Origin of the sequence: Mycobacterium canetti CIPT 140010059 (genome assembly GCF_000253375.1) — a bacterium.
Lineage (GTDB): Bacteria > Actinomycetota > Actinomycetes > Mycobacteriales > Mycobacteriaceae > Mycobacterium > Mycobacterium tuberculosis.
Genome location: NC_015848.1, coordinates 1,347,690 through 1,365,287 on the forward strand (window position 1 = coordinate 1,347,690; position 17,598 = coordinate 1,365,287).

Sequence of the window (17,598 nt, forward strand, 5' to 3'; positions counted from 1 at the left end):
CAGAGTCGAAGTCGGTGTACGCAGGGGCGCCGTGAGGGGCGTCACGGTCGAGTTGCTAAGCCGAGCGTTCCATGGCCCGCAGCCCCAGCGAAAAGAGCAGCCGCACATCCGGATCGCCCAGCGAGGTCGACAACAGCTGCTCGATCCGCCTTATCCGGTAGCGAACGGTGTTGGGATGCACTTGCAGTGACCGTGCGGCGGCGCCGATGTCGCCGAAGGCATCCAGGTAGGCACGCAGGGTCTGAGCCAGCACCGGATCCTGGGCGCCCAGGTCACGTATCCGAGGATCGACGAGCCGCTCGTCGGTGCCGACCAGGGTGACGATTTCGTCGAGCAGAACGGTGGTGCGTGCCTCGGCCAGCGATGTCACCTGCCCCAAGATCGGGTGGCGCTCGGCACTCTCGAGTACCCGATCCACCTCGACGCGTGCCGGGTTGACTTCGGCAAGTCCCGCGACCGGCCCCGCGATGGCTGCCCGTAGTGCTACTCCCAGCTCGGCGCGCAGTGCGCTGATTGTGCCGCGGACCCACGAGGTGACAGCTCGGCCGGTCGTGGTTTGGGGCAGCAGCACATAGATCCGTGAGCCGTTGGCGGCAACCTGAGCGTCGTGGCGAAAAGCGCTGGCGCTCAATGCCATGACGTCAACAAGCCGAACATGGCGGACTGCGGTATCGCGGTTTTCCGCGGTGTCGAAACCGATCAGCGTTGCGTTGCCGTCGGCGGCGACGCCGAGTTCACGGGCGATGGTCGATACGTCGACGGGTGCTGTGGTTGCGTTCAGCTCGGCCAGGCCCAGTAGTTGCTGTACCCGCAGCGCGTGCGTATTGGGCTGGGTCGCCAGTCGCGACATGATCCGGGCGGCCAGCACCGCCGCACCCCGCAACATCTCCTCGGCATCGTCGGCCAACGGCTGCGAGCCTTGCTGGACCCAGATCGTGCCGGCGAACACCGGTGGCCGCAGCGCACCGACCCCCGGCTGATGAATCCCGATGGCTAGCCGAGGACGCAACCCCAGCTCGGGGCGCTCGGCCACCCGCACCACCTCACGGCCGGCCCGCAGGGCATCGAAGATGCCCCATTGACCTATCCACTTCAGATGCTCGGGCGGGCCGGCGCGGCCCAGGATGGACAGCCGACGCAGCTCGTCGGCCTCGTCGTTGGAGGCCGAGTAGGCGAGCACGTGCGACTGGGCGTCCTCGATGCTGATCATGCCGTGGATGCGGTCGGCCAGGGACTGTGCCAACCCGAACAGGTCGGTTCCGGAATCGTCGGTGGGGTCGGCCCGGTCACCATGATGCTCCAAGACATGATTCACCAAGTGGTACAGCCGTTCCCAGCGGGCCCGCGGCTCCACGGCTACCACCGCCGAGCCGGCGCGGACGGCCCCGGCCACCACCGAGTCCGACGGGTGCTTGACGAAGATCGCCACCGGCGCCCGTTGGCGTGCCTGATCGTCGACCCAGCGTGCCGCCTCGTCGTCGGTGACCCCGATCAGGAAGAACACATCGGCCGAGCCCGCCGCGGCCGCCAGGCCCAGCCGCACGTCGTCGGAATCGATCAGCGCCGTCGACGCCACCGGCAGGTCCAGGCCGCGCGGGGCGTCCACCAGGCTGACCACGGTCGCATCCAGCGCCAGGAGCAACTGGCCGAGCCCCACGCCGGCGATCCGCATGTTGTCCGATCCTACTAGCAAGTCCGCCAGATCTTGTCTGATCGGCCAAACATTTGCGATGCCTGGGCGGGGATGCTGGCAGGCATGGACGCGATCACCCAGGTGCCGGTTCCGGCCAACGAGCCGGTGCACGACTATGCGCCGAAATCCCCGGAACGGACCCGGCTGCGCACCGAACTGGCCTCCCTGGCCGATCACCCCATCGACCTGCCGCACGTCATCGGCGGCCGACACCGGATGGGCGACGGCGAGCGAATCGACGTCGTGCAGCCGCACCGGCACGCCGCCAGGCTGGGCACCCTGACCAACGCCACCCACGCCGACGCCGCGGCCGCCGTCGAAGCCGCCACGTCCGCCAAAAGTGACTGGGCGGCACTGCCGTTCGATGAGCGTGCCACGGTGTTTCTGCGTGCCGCCGATCTGTTGGCCGGGCCGTGGCGGGAAAAGATCGCCGCCGCAACCATGCTCGGCCAATCCAAGTCGGTGTACCAGGCCGAGATCGACGCGGTCTGCGAGCTGATCGACTTCTGGCGGTTCAATGTCGCTTTCGCCCGACAGATTTTGGAGCAGCAGCCGATCAGTGGCCCGGGGGAATGGAACCGGATCGACTACCGCCCGCTGGACGGTTTCGTCTACGCGATCACGCCGTTCAACTTCACCTCGATCGCCGGCAATCTGCCGACCGCCCCGGCTCTGATGGGCAACACCGTGATCTGGAAGCCGTCGATCACCCAGACGCTGGCGGCCTATCTGACCATGCAACTGCTCGAGGCCGCCGGGTTGCCGCCCGGGGTGATCAACCTGGTCACTGGCGACGGATTCGCGGTTTCCGATGTGGCACTGGCCGATCCACGGCTGGCCGGCATCCACTTCACCGGGTCGACGGCTACCTTCGGCCACCTATGGCAGTGGGTGGGTACCAATATCGGCCGCTACCATAGCTATCCGCGACTGGTCGGCGAGACCGGGGGCAAGGACTTCGTGGTGGCGCACGCCTCGGCGCGCCCGGATGTGCTGCGCACGGCCCTGATTCGCGGAGCATTCGATTACCAGGGCCAGAAGTGCTCGGCGGTGTCGCGAGCGTTTATCGCGCATTCGGTGTGGCAGCGGATGGGCGATGAGTTGCTGGCCAAAGCCGCCGAGCTGCGCTACGGTGACATCACCGACCTGTCCAACTACGGCGGTGCGCTGATCGACCAGCGCGCCTTCGTCAAGAACGTCGACGCCATCGAACGGGCCAAAGGCGCGGCCGCGGTCACCGTCGCCGTCGGCGGCGAATACGACGACAGCGAGGGCTATTTCGTGCGCCCCACGGTGTTGCTCTCCGACGACCCGACCGACGAGTCGTTTGTCATCGAGTACTTCGGTCCGCTGCTGTCGGTGCATGTCTACCCCGACGAGCGCTACGAGCAGATCCTCGACGTCATCGACACCGGATCCCGCTACGCGCTGACCGGCGCGGTCATCGCCGACGACCGGCAGGCCGTGCTGACCGCGCTGGATCGGCTGCGGTTCGCGGCGGGGAACTTCTATGTCAACGACAAGCCGACGGGGGCGGTGGTGGGGCGTCAGCCGTTCGGCGGTGCACGCGGATCGGGCACCAACGACAAGGCCGGTTCGCCGTTGAACCTGCTGCGGTGGACGTCGGCGCGCAGTATCAAGGAGACGTTCGTCGCGGCCACCGACCACATCTACCCGCACATGGCGGTCGACTGATGGCCGGCTGGTTCGCGCACACCCTGCGCCCGGCAATGCTTGCCGCCGGCCGCTCGGATCGGCTGGGCCGCATCGTCGAGCACTCGCCGCTCACCCGCGGGGTGGTGCGCCGGTTCGTGCCCGGCGACACGCTCGACGACGTGGTGGATATCGTTACCGCGCTGCGGGATTCGGGCCGCTACCTCAGCATCGACTACCTGGGCGAGAACGTCACCGATGCCGACGACGCTGCCGCCGCCGTGCGGGCGTACCTGGGGCTCTTGGACGTGCTGGGCCGCCGTGGCGATATCGCATGCGACGGGGTGCGACCGCTCGAGGTGTCGCTCAAGCTGTCGGCGCTCGGGCAGGCCCTCGATCGCGACGGCCAGAAGATCGCGCTGGACAACGCCCGCGCCATCTGTGAGCGGGCCGAGCGGGTGGGCGCCTGGGTCACGGTGGACGCCGAAGACCACACCACCACCGATTCCACATTGTCGATATCGGGCGATTTGCGCGTCGACTTTCCTTGGCTGGGCACGGTTGTGCAGGCCTATCTGCGGCGCACGCTGGCCGATTGCGCGGAGTTGGCGGCCGTGGGCGCCCGAGTCCGGTTGTGCAAGGGCGCCTATGACGAACCCGCATCGGTGGCCTACCGAGACGCCGCGCAGGTCACCGACTCCTATCTGCGGTGCCTTCGGGTATTGACGGCGGGGCGAGGCTATCCGATGGTGGCCACCCACGACCCGGTGATCATCGCGGCGGTACCGGGGATCACGCGCGAATCAGGGCGTAGTCAAGATGATTTCGAATACCAGATGCTCTACGGCGTCCGCGACGACGAACAACGACGACTGACCGGCGCCGGTAACCACGTGCGGGTGTATGTGCCCTTCGGCACCCGGTGGTACGGGTATTTCCTGCGGCGGCTGGCCGAACGCCCGGCCAACCTGGCGTTCTTCCTGCGGGCGCTGACCGACCGCCGACGCGCGCGGGGGTGCGCCGAGCGCTGAAATCGCCGGTTGCTGTCACATTCGGCGGGGCTGTCTCGTCCTTGATGTTATGAATTCCAGCATGGGTCGGCGGGAGGACACATGTCGCAACACGACCCGGTAAGTGCGGCCTGGCGGGCGCATCGGGCCTACCTGGTGGACCTCGCGTTTCGTATGGTAGGTGACATCGGCGTGGCCGAAGACATGGTGCAAGAGGCATTTTCCCGCTTGCTGCGGGCTCCGGTCGGCGACATCGACGACGAGCGTGGCTGGCTGATCGTGGTCACCAGCCGGCTGTGCCTGGATCACATCAAGTCGGCGTCGACACGCCGGGAGCGCCCGCAGGACATCGCCGCATGGCACGACGGTGACGCCAGCGTGTCATCGGTTGACCCGGCTGACCGGGTGACTCTCGACGACGAGGTCCGGCTGGCTTTGCTGATCATGCTCGAGCGCCTCGGCCCCGCGGAGCGGGTGGTGTTCGTGCTGCACGAGATCTTTGGGCTGCCCTACCAGCAAATCGCCACGACGATTGGCAGCCAGGCCTCCACATGCCGGCAGCTGGCTCATCGGGCCCGTCGCAAGATCAACGAATCGCGCATTGCGGCCAGCGTGGAGCCAGCCCAGCATCGCGTCGTCACCAGAGCCTTTATCGAAGCCTGCTCCAATGGAGACCTGGACACCCTGCTCGAGGTGCTGGATCCGGGTGTCGCCGGCGAGATCGACGCCCGCAAAGGCGTTGTCGTCGTGGGCGCGGATAGGGTTGGCCCGACCATCCTGCGCCACTGGTGTCACCCCGCCACCGTCCTGGTAGCCCAGCCGGTGTGCGGTCAACCGGCGGTGCTGGCCTTTGTCAACCGAGCGCTTGCCGGCGTGTTGGCCCTGTCGATCGAGGCCGGCAAGATCACGAAAATCCATGTCTTAGTGCAGCCTTCAACATTGGACCCGTTACGGGCCGAACTCGGCGGCGGTTAGTTAGGTATCGGAGGTATGACCATGAAATCACTTGCCGCGCTTGACCGGCCGAGCTGGTTGTCATCGTCGGCGTGGCCCTGGCAGCCCTACCTGCTGAGCCACCATCAGGGCGGCATCGCGGTTACCGATATCGGCGACGGGCCGGCGGTGCTGTTCGTTCACGTCGGCAGCTGGAGCTTTGTCTGGCGTGACGTGTTGTTGCGTCTAGCCAACGATTTTCGGTGTGTTGCCATCGACGCACCGGGTTGTGGGCTCAGCGACCGGCTCTCAACCCCGCCAACACTTGCCCAGGCGGCCGATGCAATCACCTCGGTCATCGATGCGCTGCAGTTACGTGACCTCACCCTGGTAGCCCACGACCTGGGCGGCCCGGCCGGCTTCCTGGCCGCCGCCCGTCGCGGCGACCGCGTCGCGGCACTGGCCGCGGTCAACTGCTTCGCATGGCGGCCCACAGGTCCGCTGTTCCGGGGCATGCTCGCGGCGATGGGCAGCGCCCCCGTGCGTGAACTGGACGCGGCCATCAATGCGCTTGCCCGCGCGACGTCGACGCGGTTCGGGGCCGGTCGGCACTGGAGCCGCGCAGACCGCGCGGCTTTTCGGGCGGGAATCGATGCGCCGGCCCGCAGGGCGTGGCATGCCTACTTCCGCGATGCGCGCCGTGCCGATGCCCTCTATACCGACGTCGACGCCGCGTTGAGGGGGGGTCTGGCCGATCGGCCACTGCTGACCATCTTCGGTCAGTTCAACGATCCGCTGCGGTTTCAGCCGCGCTGGAAAGAGTTGTTTCCGACGGCACGCCAACTGCAGGTCCGCCGGGGCAACCACTTTCCCATGTGTGACGACCCAGACCTGGTGGCCGGGGCACTCACGTCTTTCGTGCAACGGTCAACGTGAGCCGCCGACTGCCGTCACACCTGGTACACCTTGCGGTTTGCCGCCGCGCCGCCACATGCCAAGCTACTCGCCATGGCCGTCGCTATTGCCCGTCCGAAATTGGAAGGAAACATCGCCGTCGGCGAGGACCGCAGGATCGGCTTCGCCGAGTTCGGCGCCCCGCAGGGTCGTGCGGTCTTCTGGCTGCATGGCACCCCAGGGGCCCGGCGGCAGATCCCGACCGAAGCCCGGGTCTACGCCGAGCACCACAATATTCGTCTGATTGGCGTCGATCGGCCCGGCATCGGCGCCTCGACGCCGCATCAGTACGAAACCATCTTGGCGTTCGCCGATGATCTGCGGACCATCGCCGACACGCTCGGCATCGACAAGATGGCCGTGGTGGGCCTGTCGGGCGGGGGCCCATACACCCTGGCGTGCGCCGCCGGGCTGCCCGACCGGGTGGTCGCCGCCGGTGTCCTCGGCGGCGTCGCGCCGACGCGCGGCCCGGACGCGATTAGCGGCGGTTTGATGCGCCTTGGTTCGGCGGTGGCGCCGCTGCTGCAGGTGGGCGGCACCCCGCTGCGGCTGGGTGCGAGCTTGCTGATCCGGGCGGCCCGGCCCGTCGCGTCCCCTGCCCTCGACCTGTATGGCCTGCTCTCACCGCGGGCCGACCGGCATTTGCTGGCTCGGCCCGAGTTCAAGGCGATGTTCCTCGACGATCTGCTCAACGGAAGTCGCAAGCAGCTCGCTGCGCCGTTCGCCGATGTCATCGCCTTTGCTCGCGACTGGGGATTCCGGCTGGACGAGGTGAAAGTCCCCGTCCGCTGGTGGCACGGAGACCACGACCACATCGTCCCGCTCTCCCACGGGGAACACGTCGTATCCCGGCTTCCCGACGCGAAGTTGTTGCACTTGCCCGGGGAAAGTCATCTCGCCGGGCTTGGCCGTGGTGAAGAGATTTTGAGCACCCTGATGCAGATTTGGGACCGCGACCTGCGGAAATGATCGGGCGTGTGACCGAGCTCGCATGGGCGGGCCGCACTGCTTTGCATCGCCATTTGCGCCTATTGACGGCTTTAATATGACATGCTGATGCCTGTGTTAGAGCCCGCTGACCGCCCCTGTGATGCCCCCGGATGGTTTCTCTACCTCACCGACATACCGCGCGCGGGTGTCGAGTACGGGCAATTGCTCGCCGTGCTGCCGCTGCAGCGGATGCTGCCGGCCGGCGACGGACATCCGGTGCTGGTGCTACCTGGCCTGCTGGCCGGCGACGGTTCCACCTGGATCCTGCGACGGATCTTGCGTCGCCTCGGGTACGCGGCCTACGGCTGGGGGCTCGGCCGCAACATCGGGCCGACGGCCAAAGCGGTATCCGGGATGCGGGACCTGCTCGACAAGCTCCACTCCCGGTACCACACCCCGCTGAGCCTGATTGGGTGGAGCCTGGGTGGTATCTTCGCGCGCGGCCTCGCCCGCGACCATCCGTCGGCGGTGCGCCAGGTGATCACACTGGGCAGCCCGTTTGGCATGCGGGACACCTGTGAGACTCGCTCCGCGTGGAGCTTCAACCGGTATGCGCATCTGCACACCGAGCGGCACGAGTTGCCGCTGGAAATGGAAAGTGAACCTTTGCCGGTGCCGACCACCGCGATCTACTCGCGCTGCGACGGCATGGTCGCCTGGCAGACGTGCATGAATTCGCCATCGGAGCGCGCGGAAAACATCGCGGTGCGCAGCAGTCACATCGGCTACGGCCACAATCCGCCGGTGGTGTGGGCCATCGCCGACCGGCTGGCACAGCCCCAGGGTGCATGGGCGCCGTTTCGGCCGCCGAAGGTGTTGAGCCCGCTGTTTCCGCGACCGGATACACCGGCAGAGGCGGTCAGCACCCCCCAGACGCGACCGGCCTGACGGGGCAGGCGATCACGGCGCCGGGGTAGCCTCGCTCACGTGCTGCTGGCCTCCCTGAATCCTGCTGTCGTCTCCGCCGCCGATATCGCGGACGCGGTCCGCATCGACGGCGACGTGCTGAGCCGTAGCGACCTGGTCGGCGCGGCAACGTCGGTGGCCGAGCGGGTCGCCGGTGCGCACCGGGTCGCCGTGCTGGCCACGCCGACCGCGTCGACGGTGCTGGCGATCACCGGCTGCCTGATCGCCGGCGTGCCGGTTGTGCCGGTACCCGCCGATGTGGGCGTCACCGAACGCCGGCACATGCTCACCGACTCCGGCGTCCAGGCATGGCTGGGCCCGTTGCCCGACGACCCAGCGGGGCTGCCACACATCCCGGTGCGCACGCACGCGCGGTCCTGGCACCGTTATCCGGAGCCCTCACCCGGGGCCATCGCCATGGTGGTCTACACGTCCGGCACCACCGGGCCGCCCAAAGGCGTGCAGCTGAGCCGGCGGGCGATCGCCGCCGACCTCGATGCATTGGCAGAGGCCTGGCAGTGGACGGCCGAGGACGTGCTGGTCCACGGTCTGCCGCTGTATCACGTTCACGGCCTGGTGCTGGGCTTGCTCGGGTCGCTGCGGTTCGGAAATCGCTTCGTGCACACCGGTAAACCAACGCCGGCCGGCTACGCCCAGGCCTGTTATGAAGCGCACGGCACGTTGTTTTTTGGGGTGCCGACGGTGTGGTCACGAGTGGCGGCCGACCAAGCTGCCGCCGGGGCGCTCAAACCGGCGCGGCTGCTGGTGTCCGGGAGTGCGGCACTACCCGTGCCGGTGTTCGACAAGCTGGTGCAGCTCACCGGGCACCGGCCCGTCGAACGCTACGGTGCTTCGGAGTCGCTGATCACCCTATCGACGCGGGCTGACGGTGAGCGTCGCCCGGGCTGGGTCGGCCTGCCGCTGGCCGGTGTGCAGACCCGACTGGTGGACGACGATGGCGGTGAGGTCCCGCACGACGGGGAAACCGTTGGAAAGCTTCAGGTTCGCGGTCCGACCCTGTTCGACGGCTACCTGAATCAACCCGATGCCACCGCCGCGGCGTTCGACGCCGACAGCTGGTACCGCACCGGCGACGTCGCGGTGGTCGACGGCAGTGGGATGCACCGCATCGTGGGACGCGAGTCGGTCGACTTGATCAAGTCGGGTGGATACCGGGTCGGCGCCGGTGAAATTGAAACGGTGCTGCTCGGGCATCCGGACGTGGCGGAGGCGGCAGTCGTCGGGGTGCCCGACGATGATCTAGGCCAGAGGATCGTTGCCTACGTAGTCGGCTCAGCGAATGTCGATGCGGACGGGCTTATCAACTTTGTTGCCCAACAACTTTCGGTGCACAAGCGCCCGCGCGAGGTGCGTATCGTAGATGCGCTGCCGCGCAACGCGTTGGGGAAAGTGCTCAAGAAGCAGTTGCTGTCGGAAGGCTGAGCTACGGCGAATTATCGTGTACCGCTGGACAGTTACGCTGGCACACTGTTACTCCGACGGCCCGGTGAGCTTAGCGCATGGGCCTTGTTGCCGCGCCACTGTAGGGCTTCCAGGGCGACGGCCACATGGACGGAGGTGTGGTCGAGCGGTCGCGGTAGCAGCCGCTGAGCGGACTCGAGTCTGCGCAGAAATGTATTGCGGTGAGTGTGGAGACGTTTTGCGGCCCGGGAGGCGTTGCACTGCTCGTTGATGAAGGTCAGCAGGGCCGTTTGTAGATCTGGGCTGGCAGACTCGAGGTCTCCAAGCGTACTCGTGATGAATTCGCTTGCAGCATCTGGATTTTGGCTGATCAATGCGACCATCTTAACGTCGGCAAAGAAGGCGACCCGCTGGGTCGACCGTAGCCGTGACAAGGTGCGCTGGGTGATGAGCGCTTCGAGGTGGCTGCGCCGGAACCCCTCCACCCCGTTGGCGGTGGTCCCGATGGCGATGCGCGCCCCGGGTGCGTTGTCCACCGCCGCCTGCACTGTGTCGATGTCGAGTCCGTCGGCGTCGGTCACCCACGCCCAGCGGCTCGCCGCCCCGGCGACCACCGTCAGCGGTCGTGTCGATCCCACGGCGTGGCAGAACAGATCAGCCGCCCGGTCGAGGTAGCTGTGGTCACCGTCGAGCTCGTCGCTCCAGATGATGGCAGCGGTATGGGCACGATTCAGCGGGTAGCCCAATTTCGCTTCGGCCCGTTCGGGGCTGATAGGGGCGCCATCCAGAATCAGCCCGACGACCTCGAGGCGTTCGGCATGGGTGCTGCGGGTCAGTTCGTCGTGTTCCGACTGCACTTGCGCGGCGATACCGGTCAGCGTGGCCTCGATGAAGTCGTTGACGGAGCGGGCCGACACGTCTAGCAGCTCGCGCAGCTCTTGGGGGTCGGAAGTGAGTTCGAACGCAATCCCCATCCAGAACCGCCACCCGATGTGCTCACCGGTTCGATAGATGTTGAACGCTACTGTGTCCAGCCCCCGGCGCACCAGGTCTCGGGCCATCCGCAGTGGCTCGGTGCCGAGATTGGCGGGCACCCGAGCACCAGGGTCACGCAGGTTGGCCGCAGCCCAGTACACCAGGTTGGCGCGATTGGCCGTCTGGACAACCTTCGCAAGCACCGGATCGTTGGCGATCGCCGGATTGGCCGCAATCGTGGCACGGTCCAGTTCCTCGATCCACTCCGGGCTGGGATTGAGGGCGATGCGTGCTCCCTCGCGGATCAGCTCACGAATTCGCGGCGAAGGTTGTTGCCATGCCACGCGCCGATCTTAGGGCCAGCGGGTGCAGTTTGCACACTATGTTGGCACTATTGTGCCGGATTCACACTGCACGGCCGGTGTGTGCGCGAAATCACGGTGTGGGTCTGCTGGATGAGTCGACCGTGTTGAACAACTTGCGACACACCGCAATTTGCGAAATCCGCCACCGACCGGGCATAGTAACCCAGCTAGTCGTCGTTGTCGCGTCGAACCACATGGTGAACTGTGCGGCGGGTGCATTTTGCACATCAAGTGGGCGCTGATTGGGAAGATTTACCCTTCGGCGGCGGCGGTAGGTGCAGATTGCACTTTGGCTCATGCTGATTGAAATTTTTTGACCTGTTGCGGTCCTTGCGGGCTCGCCATCATTGGCGGCAGTTCGTCACCGACGAATCGGGGCCAAGGACGTAGGCGACCAGTTCGCTTGACTGCTAACCGCTCCTGATCGTACCCGTGCGAGTGCTCGGGCCGTTTGAGGATGGAGTGCACGTGTCTTTCGTGATGGCATACCCAGAGATGTTGGCGGCGGCGGCTGACACCCTGCAGAGCATCGGTGCTACCACTGTGGCTAGCAATGCCGCTGCGGCGGCCCCGACGACTGGGGTGGTGCCCCCCGCTGCCGATGAGGTGTCGGCGCTGACTGCGGCGCACTTCGCCGCACATGCGGCGATGTATCAGTCCGTGAGCGCTCGGGCTGCTGCGATTCATGACCAGTTCGTGGCCACGCTTGCCAGCAGCGCCAGCTCGTATGCGGCCACTGAAGTCGCCAATGCGGCGGCGGCCAGCTAAGCCAGGAACAGTCGGCACGAGAAACCACGAGAAATAGGGACACGTAATGGTGGATTTCGGGGCGTTACCACCGGAGATCAACTCCGCGAGGATGTACGCCGGCCCGGGTTCGGCCTCGCTGGTGGCCGCGGCTCAGATGTGGGACAGCGTGGCGAGTGACCTGTTTTCGGCCGCGTCGGCGTTTCAGTCGGTGGTCTGGGGTCTGACGACGGGATCGTGGATAGGTTCGTCGGCGGGTCTGATGGCGGCGGCGGCCTCGCCGTATGTGGCGTGGATGAGCGTCACCGCGGGGCAGGCCCAGCTGACCGCCGCCCAGGTCCGGGTTGCTGCGGCGGCCTACGAGACGGCGCATGGGCTGACGGTGCCCCCGCCGGTGATCGCCGAGAACCGTACCGAACTGATGATTCTGATCGCGACCAACCTCTTGGGGCAAAACACCCCGGCGATCGCGGTCAACGAGGCCGAATACGGCGAGATGTGGGCCCAAGACGCCGCCGCGATGTTTGGCTACGCCGCGGCGACGGCGACGGCGACGGCGACGTTGCTGCCGTTCGAGGAGGCGCCGGAGATGACCAGCGCGGGTGGGCTCCTCGAGCAGGCCGCCGCGGTCGAGGAGGCCTCCGACACCGCCGCGGCGAACCAGTTGATGAACAATGTGCCCCAGGCGCTGCAACAGCTGGCCCAGCCCACGCAGGGCACCACGCCTTCTTCCAAGCTGGGTGGCCTGTGGAAGACGGTCTCGCCGCATCTGTCGCCGATCAGCAACATGGTGTCGATGGCCAACAACCACATGTCGATGACCAACTCGGGTGTGTCGATGACCAACACCTTGAGCTCGATGTTGAAGGGCTTTGCTCCGGCGGCGGCCGCCCAGGCCGTGCAAACCGCGGCGCAAAACGGGGTCCGGGCGATGAGCTCGCTGGGCAGCTCGCTGGGTTCTTCGGGTCTGGGCGGTGGGGTGGCCGCCAACTTGGGTCGGGCGGCCTCGGTCGGTTCGTTGTCGGTGCCGCAGGCCTGGGCCGCGGCCAACCAGGCAGTCACCCCGGCGGCGCGGGCGCTGCCGCTGACCAGCCTGACCAGCGCCGCGGAAAGAGGGCCCGGGCAGATGCTGGGCGGGCTGCCGGTGGGGCAGATGGGCGCCAGGGCCGGTGGTGGGCTCAGTGGTGTGCTGCGTGTCCCGCCGCGACCCTATGTGATGCCGCATTCTCCGGCGGCCGGCTAAGAGAGGGGGCGCAGACTGTCGTTATTTAACCAGTGATCGGCGGTCTGGGTGTTCCCGCGGCCGGCTATGACAACAGTCAATGTGCATGACAAGTTACAGGTATTAGGTCCAGGTTCAACAAGGAGACAGGCAACATGGCAACACGTTTTATGACGGATCCGCACGCGATGCGGGACATGGCGGGCCGTTTTGAGGTGCACGCCCAGACGGTGGAGGACGAGGCTCGCCGGATGTGGGCGTCCGCGCAAAACATTTCCGGTGCGGGCTGGAGCGGTCAGGCCGAGGCGACCTCGCTAGACACCATGACCCAGATGAATCAGGCGTTTCGCAACATCGTGAACATGCTGCACGGGGTGCGTGACGGGCTGGTTCGCGACGCCAACAACTACGAGCAGCAAGAGCAGGCCTCCCAGCAGATCCTCAGCAGCTAACGTCAGCCGCTGCAGCACAATACTTTTACAAGCGAAGGAGAACAGGTTCGATGACGATTAACTATCAGTTCGGTGATGTCGACGCTCATGGCGCCATGATTCGCGCTCGGGCCGGGTCGCTGGAGGCCGAGCATCAGGCCATCGTTTCTGATGTGTTGGCCGCGGGTGACTTTTGGGGCGGTGCCGGTTCGGTGGCTTGCCAGGAGTTCATTACCCAGTTGGGCCGTAACTTCCAGGTGATCTACGAGCAGGCCAACGCCCACGGGCAGAAGGTGCAGGCTGCCGGCAACAACATGGCGCAAACCGACAGCGCCGTCGGCTCCAGCTGGGCCTGACACCAGGCCAAGGCCAGGGACGTGGTGTACGAGTGAAGGTTCCTCGCGTGATCCTTCGGGTGGCAGTCTAGGTGGTCAGTGCTGGGGTGTTGGTGGTTTGCTGCTTGGCGGGTTCTTCGGTGCTGGTCAGTGCTGCTCGGGCTCGGGTGAGGACCTCGAGGCCCAGGTAGCGCCGTCCTTCGATCCATTCGTCGTGTTGTTCGGCGAGGACGGCTCCGACGAGGCGGATGATCGAGGCGCGGTCGGGGAAGATGCCCACGACGTCGGTTCGGCGTCGTACCTCTCGGTTGAGGCGTTCCTGGGGGTTGTTGGACCAGATTTGGCGCCAGATCTGCTTGGGGAAGGCGGTGAACGCCAGCAGGTCGGTGCGGGCGGTGTCGAGGTGCTCGGCCACCGCGGGGAGTTTGTCGGTCAGAGCGTCGAGTACCCGATCATATTGGGCAACAACTGATTCGGCGTCGGGCTGGTCGTAGATGGAGTGCAGCAGGGTGCGCACCCACGGCCAGGAGGGCTTCGGGGTGGCTGCCATCAGATTGGCTGCGTAGTGGGTTCTGCAGCGCTGCCAGGCCGCTGCGGGCAGGGTGGCGCCGATCGCGGCCACCAGGCCGGCGTGGGCGTCGCTGGTGACCAGCGCGACCCCGGACAGGCCGCGGGCGACCAGGTCGCGGAAGAACGCCAGCCAGCCGGCCCCGTCCTCGGCGGAGGTGACCTGGATGCCCAGGATCTCTCGGTAGCCCTCGGCGTTGACGCCGGTGGCGATCAAGGTGTGCACTCCGACGACGCGGCCTGCCTCGCGCACCTTGAGCACCAGGGCGTCGGCGGCGAGGAAGGTATACGGGCCGGCATCGAGCGGGCGGGTCCGAAACGCCTCTACGGCTTCGTCGAGCTCTTTGGCCATGATCGACACTTGCGACTTGGAAAGCTTTGTCACACCAAGTGTTTCGACCAGGCGCTCCATCCGGCGAGTGGATACTCCCAGCAGGTAGCAGGTCGCCACCACGCTGGTCAGTGCGCGTTCAGCTCGCTTGCGGCGCTGCAGCAGCCAGTCCGGGAAATAGCTGCCCTGGCGCAGCTTGGGGATCGCGACGTCGATGGTTGCGGCACGGGTGTCGAAATCACGGTGGCGGTAGCCGTTGCGCTGATTGGACCGCTCATCGCTGCGTTCGCGGTAGCCCGCCCCGCACAGGGCGTCGGCTTCAGCCCCCATCAAGGCGGCGATGAACGTCGAGAGCAGCCCGCGCAGCAGATCCGGGCTCGCCTGTGCGAGTTGGTCAGCCAGAAGCTGCTCGGTGTCGATAAGATGAGAAGAGGTCATTGCGTCATTTCCTTCGATTGACTTTTGCTGGTCGTTTCGAAGGATCACGCGATGACCGCCCACTACTGGGCTACGACACGCCCACCGGCCTTACCTGCCCGTACACCACACCCCTGGACGTAACTTGACACCAATCCACAGCACCGAGCAGTGCCAGAAGGTGCCCTAAGGTGTGGTGAAACTCGCTGGACGGTCCCCAGGATGTTGGCAGCACATTCACCGGACATGACCGGAGCAAGACCGGACATCTTCCCATACCGTCGTCGCCGTGTACATCCGTAGCCCGTCGTGGCAGGTGCTGGGTTGACCAAAATCAGCCCAACACCTGCCACGCCGATGAAGCGGGTTGCGCTGGCGTGTCTTGTCGGCTCGGCGATCGAATTCTACGACTTCCTTATCTACGGCACTGCTGCGGCGCTGGTGTTTCCCACCGTGTTCTTCCCACACCTGGATCCCACGGTGGCCGCCGTCGCCTCGATGGGAACATTTGCCGTGGCGTTCCTATCCCGGCCGTTCGGCGCGGCCGTCTTTGGATCCTTTGGAGACCGCCTCGGCCGCAAGAAGACCCTGGTCGCCACACTGTTGATCATGGGCCTGGCAACCGTGACCGTCGGGCTGGTTCCAACTACAGCGGCCATCGGCGCCGCGGCCCCACTGATCCTGACCACCATGCGGCTGCTGCAAGGGTTCGCGGTCGGCGGCGAGTGGGCCGGTTCGGCGCTGCTGAGCGCCGAGCACGCGCCCGCCACCAAACGTGGCTGGTACGGGATGTTCACCGTTGTGGGTGGCGGCATCGCGCTGGTACTAACCAGCCTGACATTTCTGGGCGTGAACTACACCATTGGCGAAAGCAGCCCCGCGTTCATGCAGTGGGGGTGGCGCATACCGTTTCTGCTCAGTGCGGCGCTGATCGCCGTCGCCCTGTACGTGCGGTTCAACATCGACGACACCCCGGTGTTCGCCCGGGAAAAGGCAGACGAAAAAACCCGTTCGGGCTCAACCGAAACGCCGATTGCCCAAGTACTGCGGCGGCAGCGGCGAGAGATAGTCCTGGCCGCCGGCAGCGCCGTTTGCTGCTTCGGCTTCGTCTACCTGGCCAGCACTTACTTGGCCAGCTACGCTCAAACCCGACTGGGGTATTCGCGCGGCAGCATCCTGTTCGACAGTGTGCTGGGTGGACTGCTGTGCATCGTGTTCACCGCGCTTTCTTCCGCTCTTTGCGACCAACTCGGGCGCCGCCGCGTCCTATTGGCCGGGTGGGCGGTGGCTCTACCCTGGTCGCTGTTGGTCATGCCGCTGATCGACTCCGGCAGCCCCAGTTTGTTCGCGGTGGCTGTCGTCGGCATGTATGCCATCGGCGGATTCGGTTTCGGACCCACGGCATCGTTCATCCCAGAACTGTTTGCTACTAGCTACCGATACACGGGCAGCGCGCTCGCGGCGAATCTCGCTGGGGTTGCCGGCGGCGCGCTACCGCCGGTGATTGCCGGCGCGCTGGTGGCAACCTATGGCAGCTGGGCGATCGGTGTCATGCTGGCCATCCTCGCGTTGATCAGCCTGGCATGCACCTATCGGTTGCCCGAAACCGCCGGATCGGCCCTCGTCAGCCGCTAGTTGGCGTGTAGGTCCTCGTTGAGGGCAATGCCCTGACCGTCGCGGGCCAGCACTTCGACCGCCCCGCTGACGGAATTGCGGCGAAACAGCAGATTGCTGCTCCCGGAGAGCTCACGCGCCTTGACCGAATTGCCGTCGGGCATGGTGACCCTCGTGCCGGCGGTCACGTACAGCCCGGCCTCCACCACGCAGTCGTCGCCCAGTGAGATGCCCAGACCGGAGTTGGCACCAAGAAGACAGCGCTTGCCGATGGAAATGACTTGTGTTCCACCGCCAGACAGCGTGCCCATGATCGACGCTCCGCCGCCGACATCGGAGCCGTCGCCCACCACCACACCCGCCGAGATGCGGCCCTCCACCATCGAGGCGCCCAGGGTGCCGGCGTTGTAGTTGACGAAGCCCTCATGCATCACGGTGGTGCCCGGCGCCAGGTGAGCGCCCAACCGCACCCGGTCGGCATCGGCGATACGTACGCCGGTGGGCACGACGTAGTCGACCATCCGGGGAAACTTGTCGACGCCATACACGGTCACCGGTCCGCGGCGGCGCAGCCGCGCCCGCACCGCCTCGAAACCGTCGATGGCGCAGGGTCCGTGATTGGTCCACACCACATTGGTCAGCACCCCAAACAAGCCGCCGGCGTTCAGCCCATGGGGCGCCACCAGGCGGTGCGACAAGAGGTGAAGCCGCAGGTAAGCATCGTATGGGTCGGCGGCGACATCGTCGAGCGAGCCGATGACCGTACGGACCGCGATGGTCTCGGTGCGGCGGTCGTCATCGCGGCCGATCAGCGCGGCCAGCTCGGCGGGAACGTCGGACACCGCCAGTCGTGACGTCGCGCCGGTGCCCGATTCGGTCAGTTCCGGCGCGGGAAACCAGGTGTCGAGGACCGATCCGTCAGCGGCGAGGGTAGCCAGGCCGACGCCTGCTGCTCCAGTCACGGTCGACACGCTACTTGTGCCGCCGAACAGACACAAAAGCACCCTATTTCGACCAGAATCGGGGACATTTG

The 17,598-nt window shown here is 66.2% G+C and carries 16 protein-coding genes; 12 read left to right on the plus strand and 4 right to left on the minus strand.

Annotated features, from left to right (window positions below):
• Positions 1-55: 55 nt before the first annotated feature.
• Positions 56-1,672 carry a PucR family transcriptional regulator gene (locus MCAN_RS06320; protein ID WP_014000651.1) on the minus strand — a complete coding sequence of 539 codons (1,617 nt, stop codon included), beginning with the start codon at positions 1,670-1,672 and terminating at the stop codon, positions 56-58.
• 84 nt (positions 1,673-1,756) lie between these two features.
• Here MCAN_RS06320 and pruA point away from each other — a divergent pair, with 84 nt between their 5' ends.
• From pruA to MCAN_RS06355, 7 genes are all read left to right on the plus strand, one after another.
• Positions 1,757-3,388 carry an L-glutamate gamma-semialdehyde dehydrogenase gene (pruA, locus tag MCAN_RS06325; RefSeq protein WP_014000652.1) on the plus strand — a complete coding sequence of 544 codons (1,632 nt, stop codon included), beginning with the start codon at positions 1,757-1,759 and terminating at the stop codon, positions 3,386-3,388.
• A complete protein-coding gene (locus MCAN_RS06330) occupies positions 3,388-4,377 on the plus strand; it encodes a proline dehydrogenase family protein (RefSeq protein WP_014000653.1) in 990 nt (329 codons plus the stop codon). The genes pruA and MCAN_RS06330 overlap by 1 nt, the downstream gene beginning before the upstream one ends.
• Before the next feature lie 81 nt (positions 4,378-4,458).
• Positions 4,459-5,331, plus strand: coding sequence for an RNA polymerase sigma factor SigI (sigI, locus tag MCAN_RS06335; protein ID WP_014000654.1), 873 nt, complete (start codon positions 4,459-4,461; stop codon positions 5,329-5,331).
• Positions 5,332-5,346: 15 nt separating this feature from the next.
• Positions 5,347-6,225, plus strand: a complete 879-nt coding sequence (locus MCAN_RS06340) for an alpha/beta fold hydrolase (protein WP_014000655.1) — start codon at positions 5,347-5,349, stop codon at positions 6,223-6,225.
• A gap of 72 nt (positions 6,226-6,297) precedes the next feature.
• Positions 6,298-7,212: an alpha/beta fold hydrolase gene (locus tag MCAN_RS06345; protein ID WP_014000656.1), complete on the plus strand. Its 915-nt coding sequence runs from the start codon at positions 6,298-6,300 to the stop codon at positions 7,210-7,212.
• Between the two features lie 81 nt (positions 7,213-7,293).
• Positions 7,294-8,121, plus strand: coding sequence for an esterase/lipase family protein (locus tag MCAN_RS06350; RefSeq protein WP_014000657.1), 828 nt, complete (start codon positions 7,294-7,296; stop codon positions 8,119-8,121).
• Between the two features lie 39 nt (positions 8,122-8,160).
• Complete coding sequence (locus MCAN_RS06355; RefSeq protein WP_003406218.1) at positions 8,161-9,582, plus strand: acyl-CoA synthetase; 1,422 nt, start codon at positions 8,161-8,163, stop codon at positions 9,580-9,582.
• 32 nt (positions 9,583-9,614) lie between these two features.
• Here MCAN_RS06355 and MCAN_RS06360 read toward each other — a convergent pair whose 3' ends face one another.
• Positions 9,615-10,880 (minus strand): Rv1453 family transcriptional regulator, encoded by a 1,266-nt coding sequence (locus MCAN_RS06360; RefSeq protein WP_014000658.1) that lies wholly within the window; start codon positions 10,878-10,880, stop codon positions 9,615-9,617.
• 489 nt (positions 10,881-11,369) lie between these two features.
• On the opposite strand from MCAN_RS06360, the gene MCAN_RS06365 reads away from it, so the two are divergent.
• From MCAN_RS06365 to MCAN_RS06380, 4 genes are all read left to right on the plus strand, one after another.
• Positions 11,370-11,669, plus strand: coding sequence for a PE family protein (locus MCAN_RS06365; RefSeq protein ID WP_003406222.1), 300 nt, complete (start codon positions 11,370-11,372; stop codon positions 11,667-11,669).
• 46 nt (positions 11,670-11,715) lie between these two features.
• The gene (locus MCAN_RS06370; protein WP_014000659.1) at positions 11,716-12,891 is read left to right on the plus strand and encodes a PPE family protein; all 1,176 of its coding nucleotides are present in this window, start codon (positions 11,716-11,718) and stop codon (positions 12,889-12,891) included.
• 134 nt (positions 12,892-13,025) lie between these two features.
• On the plus strand, positions 13,026-13,322 hold the full coding sequence (gene esxJ, locus MCAN_RS06375; RefSeq protein ID WP_014000660.1) for a type VII secretion system ESX-5 protein EsxJ: 297 nt from the start codon (positions 13,026-13,028) through the stop codon (positions 13,320-13,322).
• A gap of 50 nt (positions 13,323-13,372) precedes the next feature.
• Positions 13,373-13,657 (plus strand): WXG100 family type VII secretion target, encoded by a 285-nt coding sequence (locus MCAN_RS06380; protein WP_014000661.1) that lies wholly within the window; start codon positions 13,373-13,375, stop codon positions 13,655-13,657.
• A 67-nt stretch (positions 13,658-13,724) separates the two neighbouring features.
• On the opposite strand, the gene MCAN_RS06385 is transcribed toward MCAN_RS06380, so the two are convergent.
• The gene (locus MCAN_RS06385; RefSeq protein WP_003904572.1) at positions 13,725-14,972 is read right to left on the minus strand and encodes an IS256-like element IS1081 family transposase; all 1,248 of its coding nucleotides are present in this window, start codon (positions 14,970-14,972) and stop codon (positions 13,725-13,727) included.
• Between the two features lie 336 nt (positions 14,973-15,308).
• Between MCAN_RS06385 and MCAN_RS06395 the strand changes: the two genes are divergently transcribed.
• On the plus strand, positions 15,309-16,586 hold the full coding sequence (locus MCAN_RS06395) for a metabolite/H+ symporter (RefSeq protein WP_014000662.1): 1,278 nt from the start codon (positions 15,309-15,311) through the stop codon (positions 16,584-16,586).
• On the opposite strand, the gene dapD is transcribed toward MCAN_RS06395, so the two are convergent.
• On the minus strand, positions 16,583-17,536 hold the full coding sequence (dapD, locus tag MCAN_RS06400; RefSeq protein ID WP_014000663.1) for a 2,3,4,5-tetrahydropyridine-2,6-dicarboxylate N-succinyltransferase: 954 nt from the start codon (positions 17,534-17,536) through the stop codon (positions 16,583-16,585). The genes MCAN_RS06395 and dapD overlap by 4 nt on opposite strands.
• Between the last annotated feature and the right edge of the window lie 62 nt (positions 17,537-17,598).

Bases quoted from the DNA above. Each gene is read 5' to 3' on its own strand.
- MCAN_RS06320 (WP_014000651.1), bottom strand. From the start codon at position 1,672: ATGCGGATCGCCGGCGTGGGGCTCGGCCAGTTGCTCCTGGCGCTGGAT.
- pruA (WP_014000652.1), top strand. From the start codon at position 1,757: ATGGACGCGATCACCCAGGTGCCGGTTCCGGCCAACGAGCCGGTGCAC.
- MCAN_RS06330 (WP_014000653.1), top strand. From the start codon at position 3,388: ATGGCCGGCTGGTTCGCGCACACCCTGCGCCCGGCAATGCTTGCCGCC.
- sigI (WP_014000654.1), top strand. From the start codon at position 4,459: ATGTCGCAACACGACCCGGTAAGTGCGGCCTGGCGGGCGCATCGGGCC.
- MCAN_RS06340 (WP_014000655.1), top strand. From the start codon at position 5,347: ATGACCATGAAATCACTTGCCGCGCTTGACCGGCCGAGCTGGTTGTCA.
- MCAN_RS06345 (WP_014000656.1), top strand. From the start codon at position 6,298: ATGGCCGTCGCTATTGCCCGTCCGAAATTGGAAGGAAACATCGCCGTC.
- MCAN_RS06350 (WP_014000657.1), top strand. From the start codon at position 7,294: ATGCTGATGCCTGTGTTAGAGCCCGCTGACCGCCCCTGTGATGCCCCC.
- MCAN_RS06370 (WP_014000659.1), top strand. From the start codon at position 11,716: ATGGTGGATTTCGGGGCGTTACCACCGGAGATCAACTCCGCGAGGATG.
- esxJ (WP_014000660.1), top strand. From the start codon at position 13,026: ATGGCAACACGTTTTATGACGGATCCGCACGCGATGCGGGACATGGCG.
- MCAN_RS06380 (WP_014000661.1), top strand. From the start codon at position 13,373: ATGACGATTAACTATCAGTTCGGTGATGTCGACGCTCATGGCGCCATG.
- MCAN_RS06385 (WP_003904572.1), bottom strand. From the start codon at position 14,972: ATGACCTCTTCTCATCTTATCGACACCGAGCAGCTTCTGGCTGACCAA.
- MCAN_RS06395 (WP_014000662.1), top strand. From the start codon at position 15,309: ATGAAGCGGGTTGCGCTGGCGTGTCTTGTCGGCTCGGCGATCGAATTC.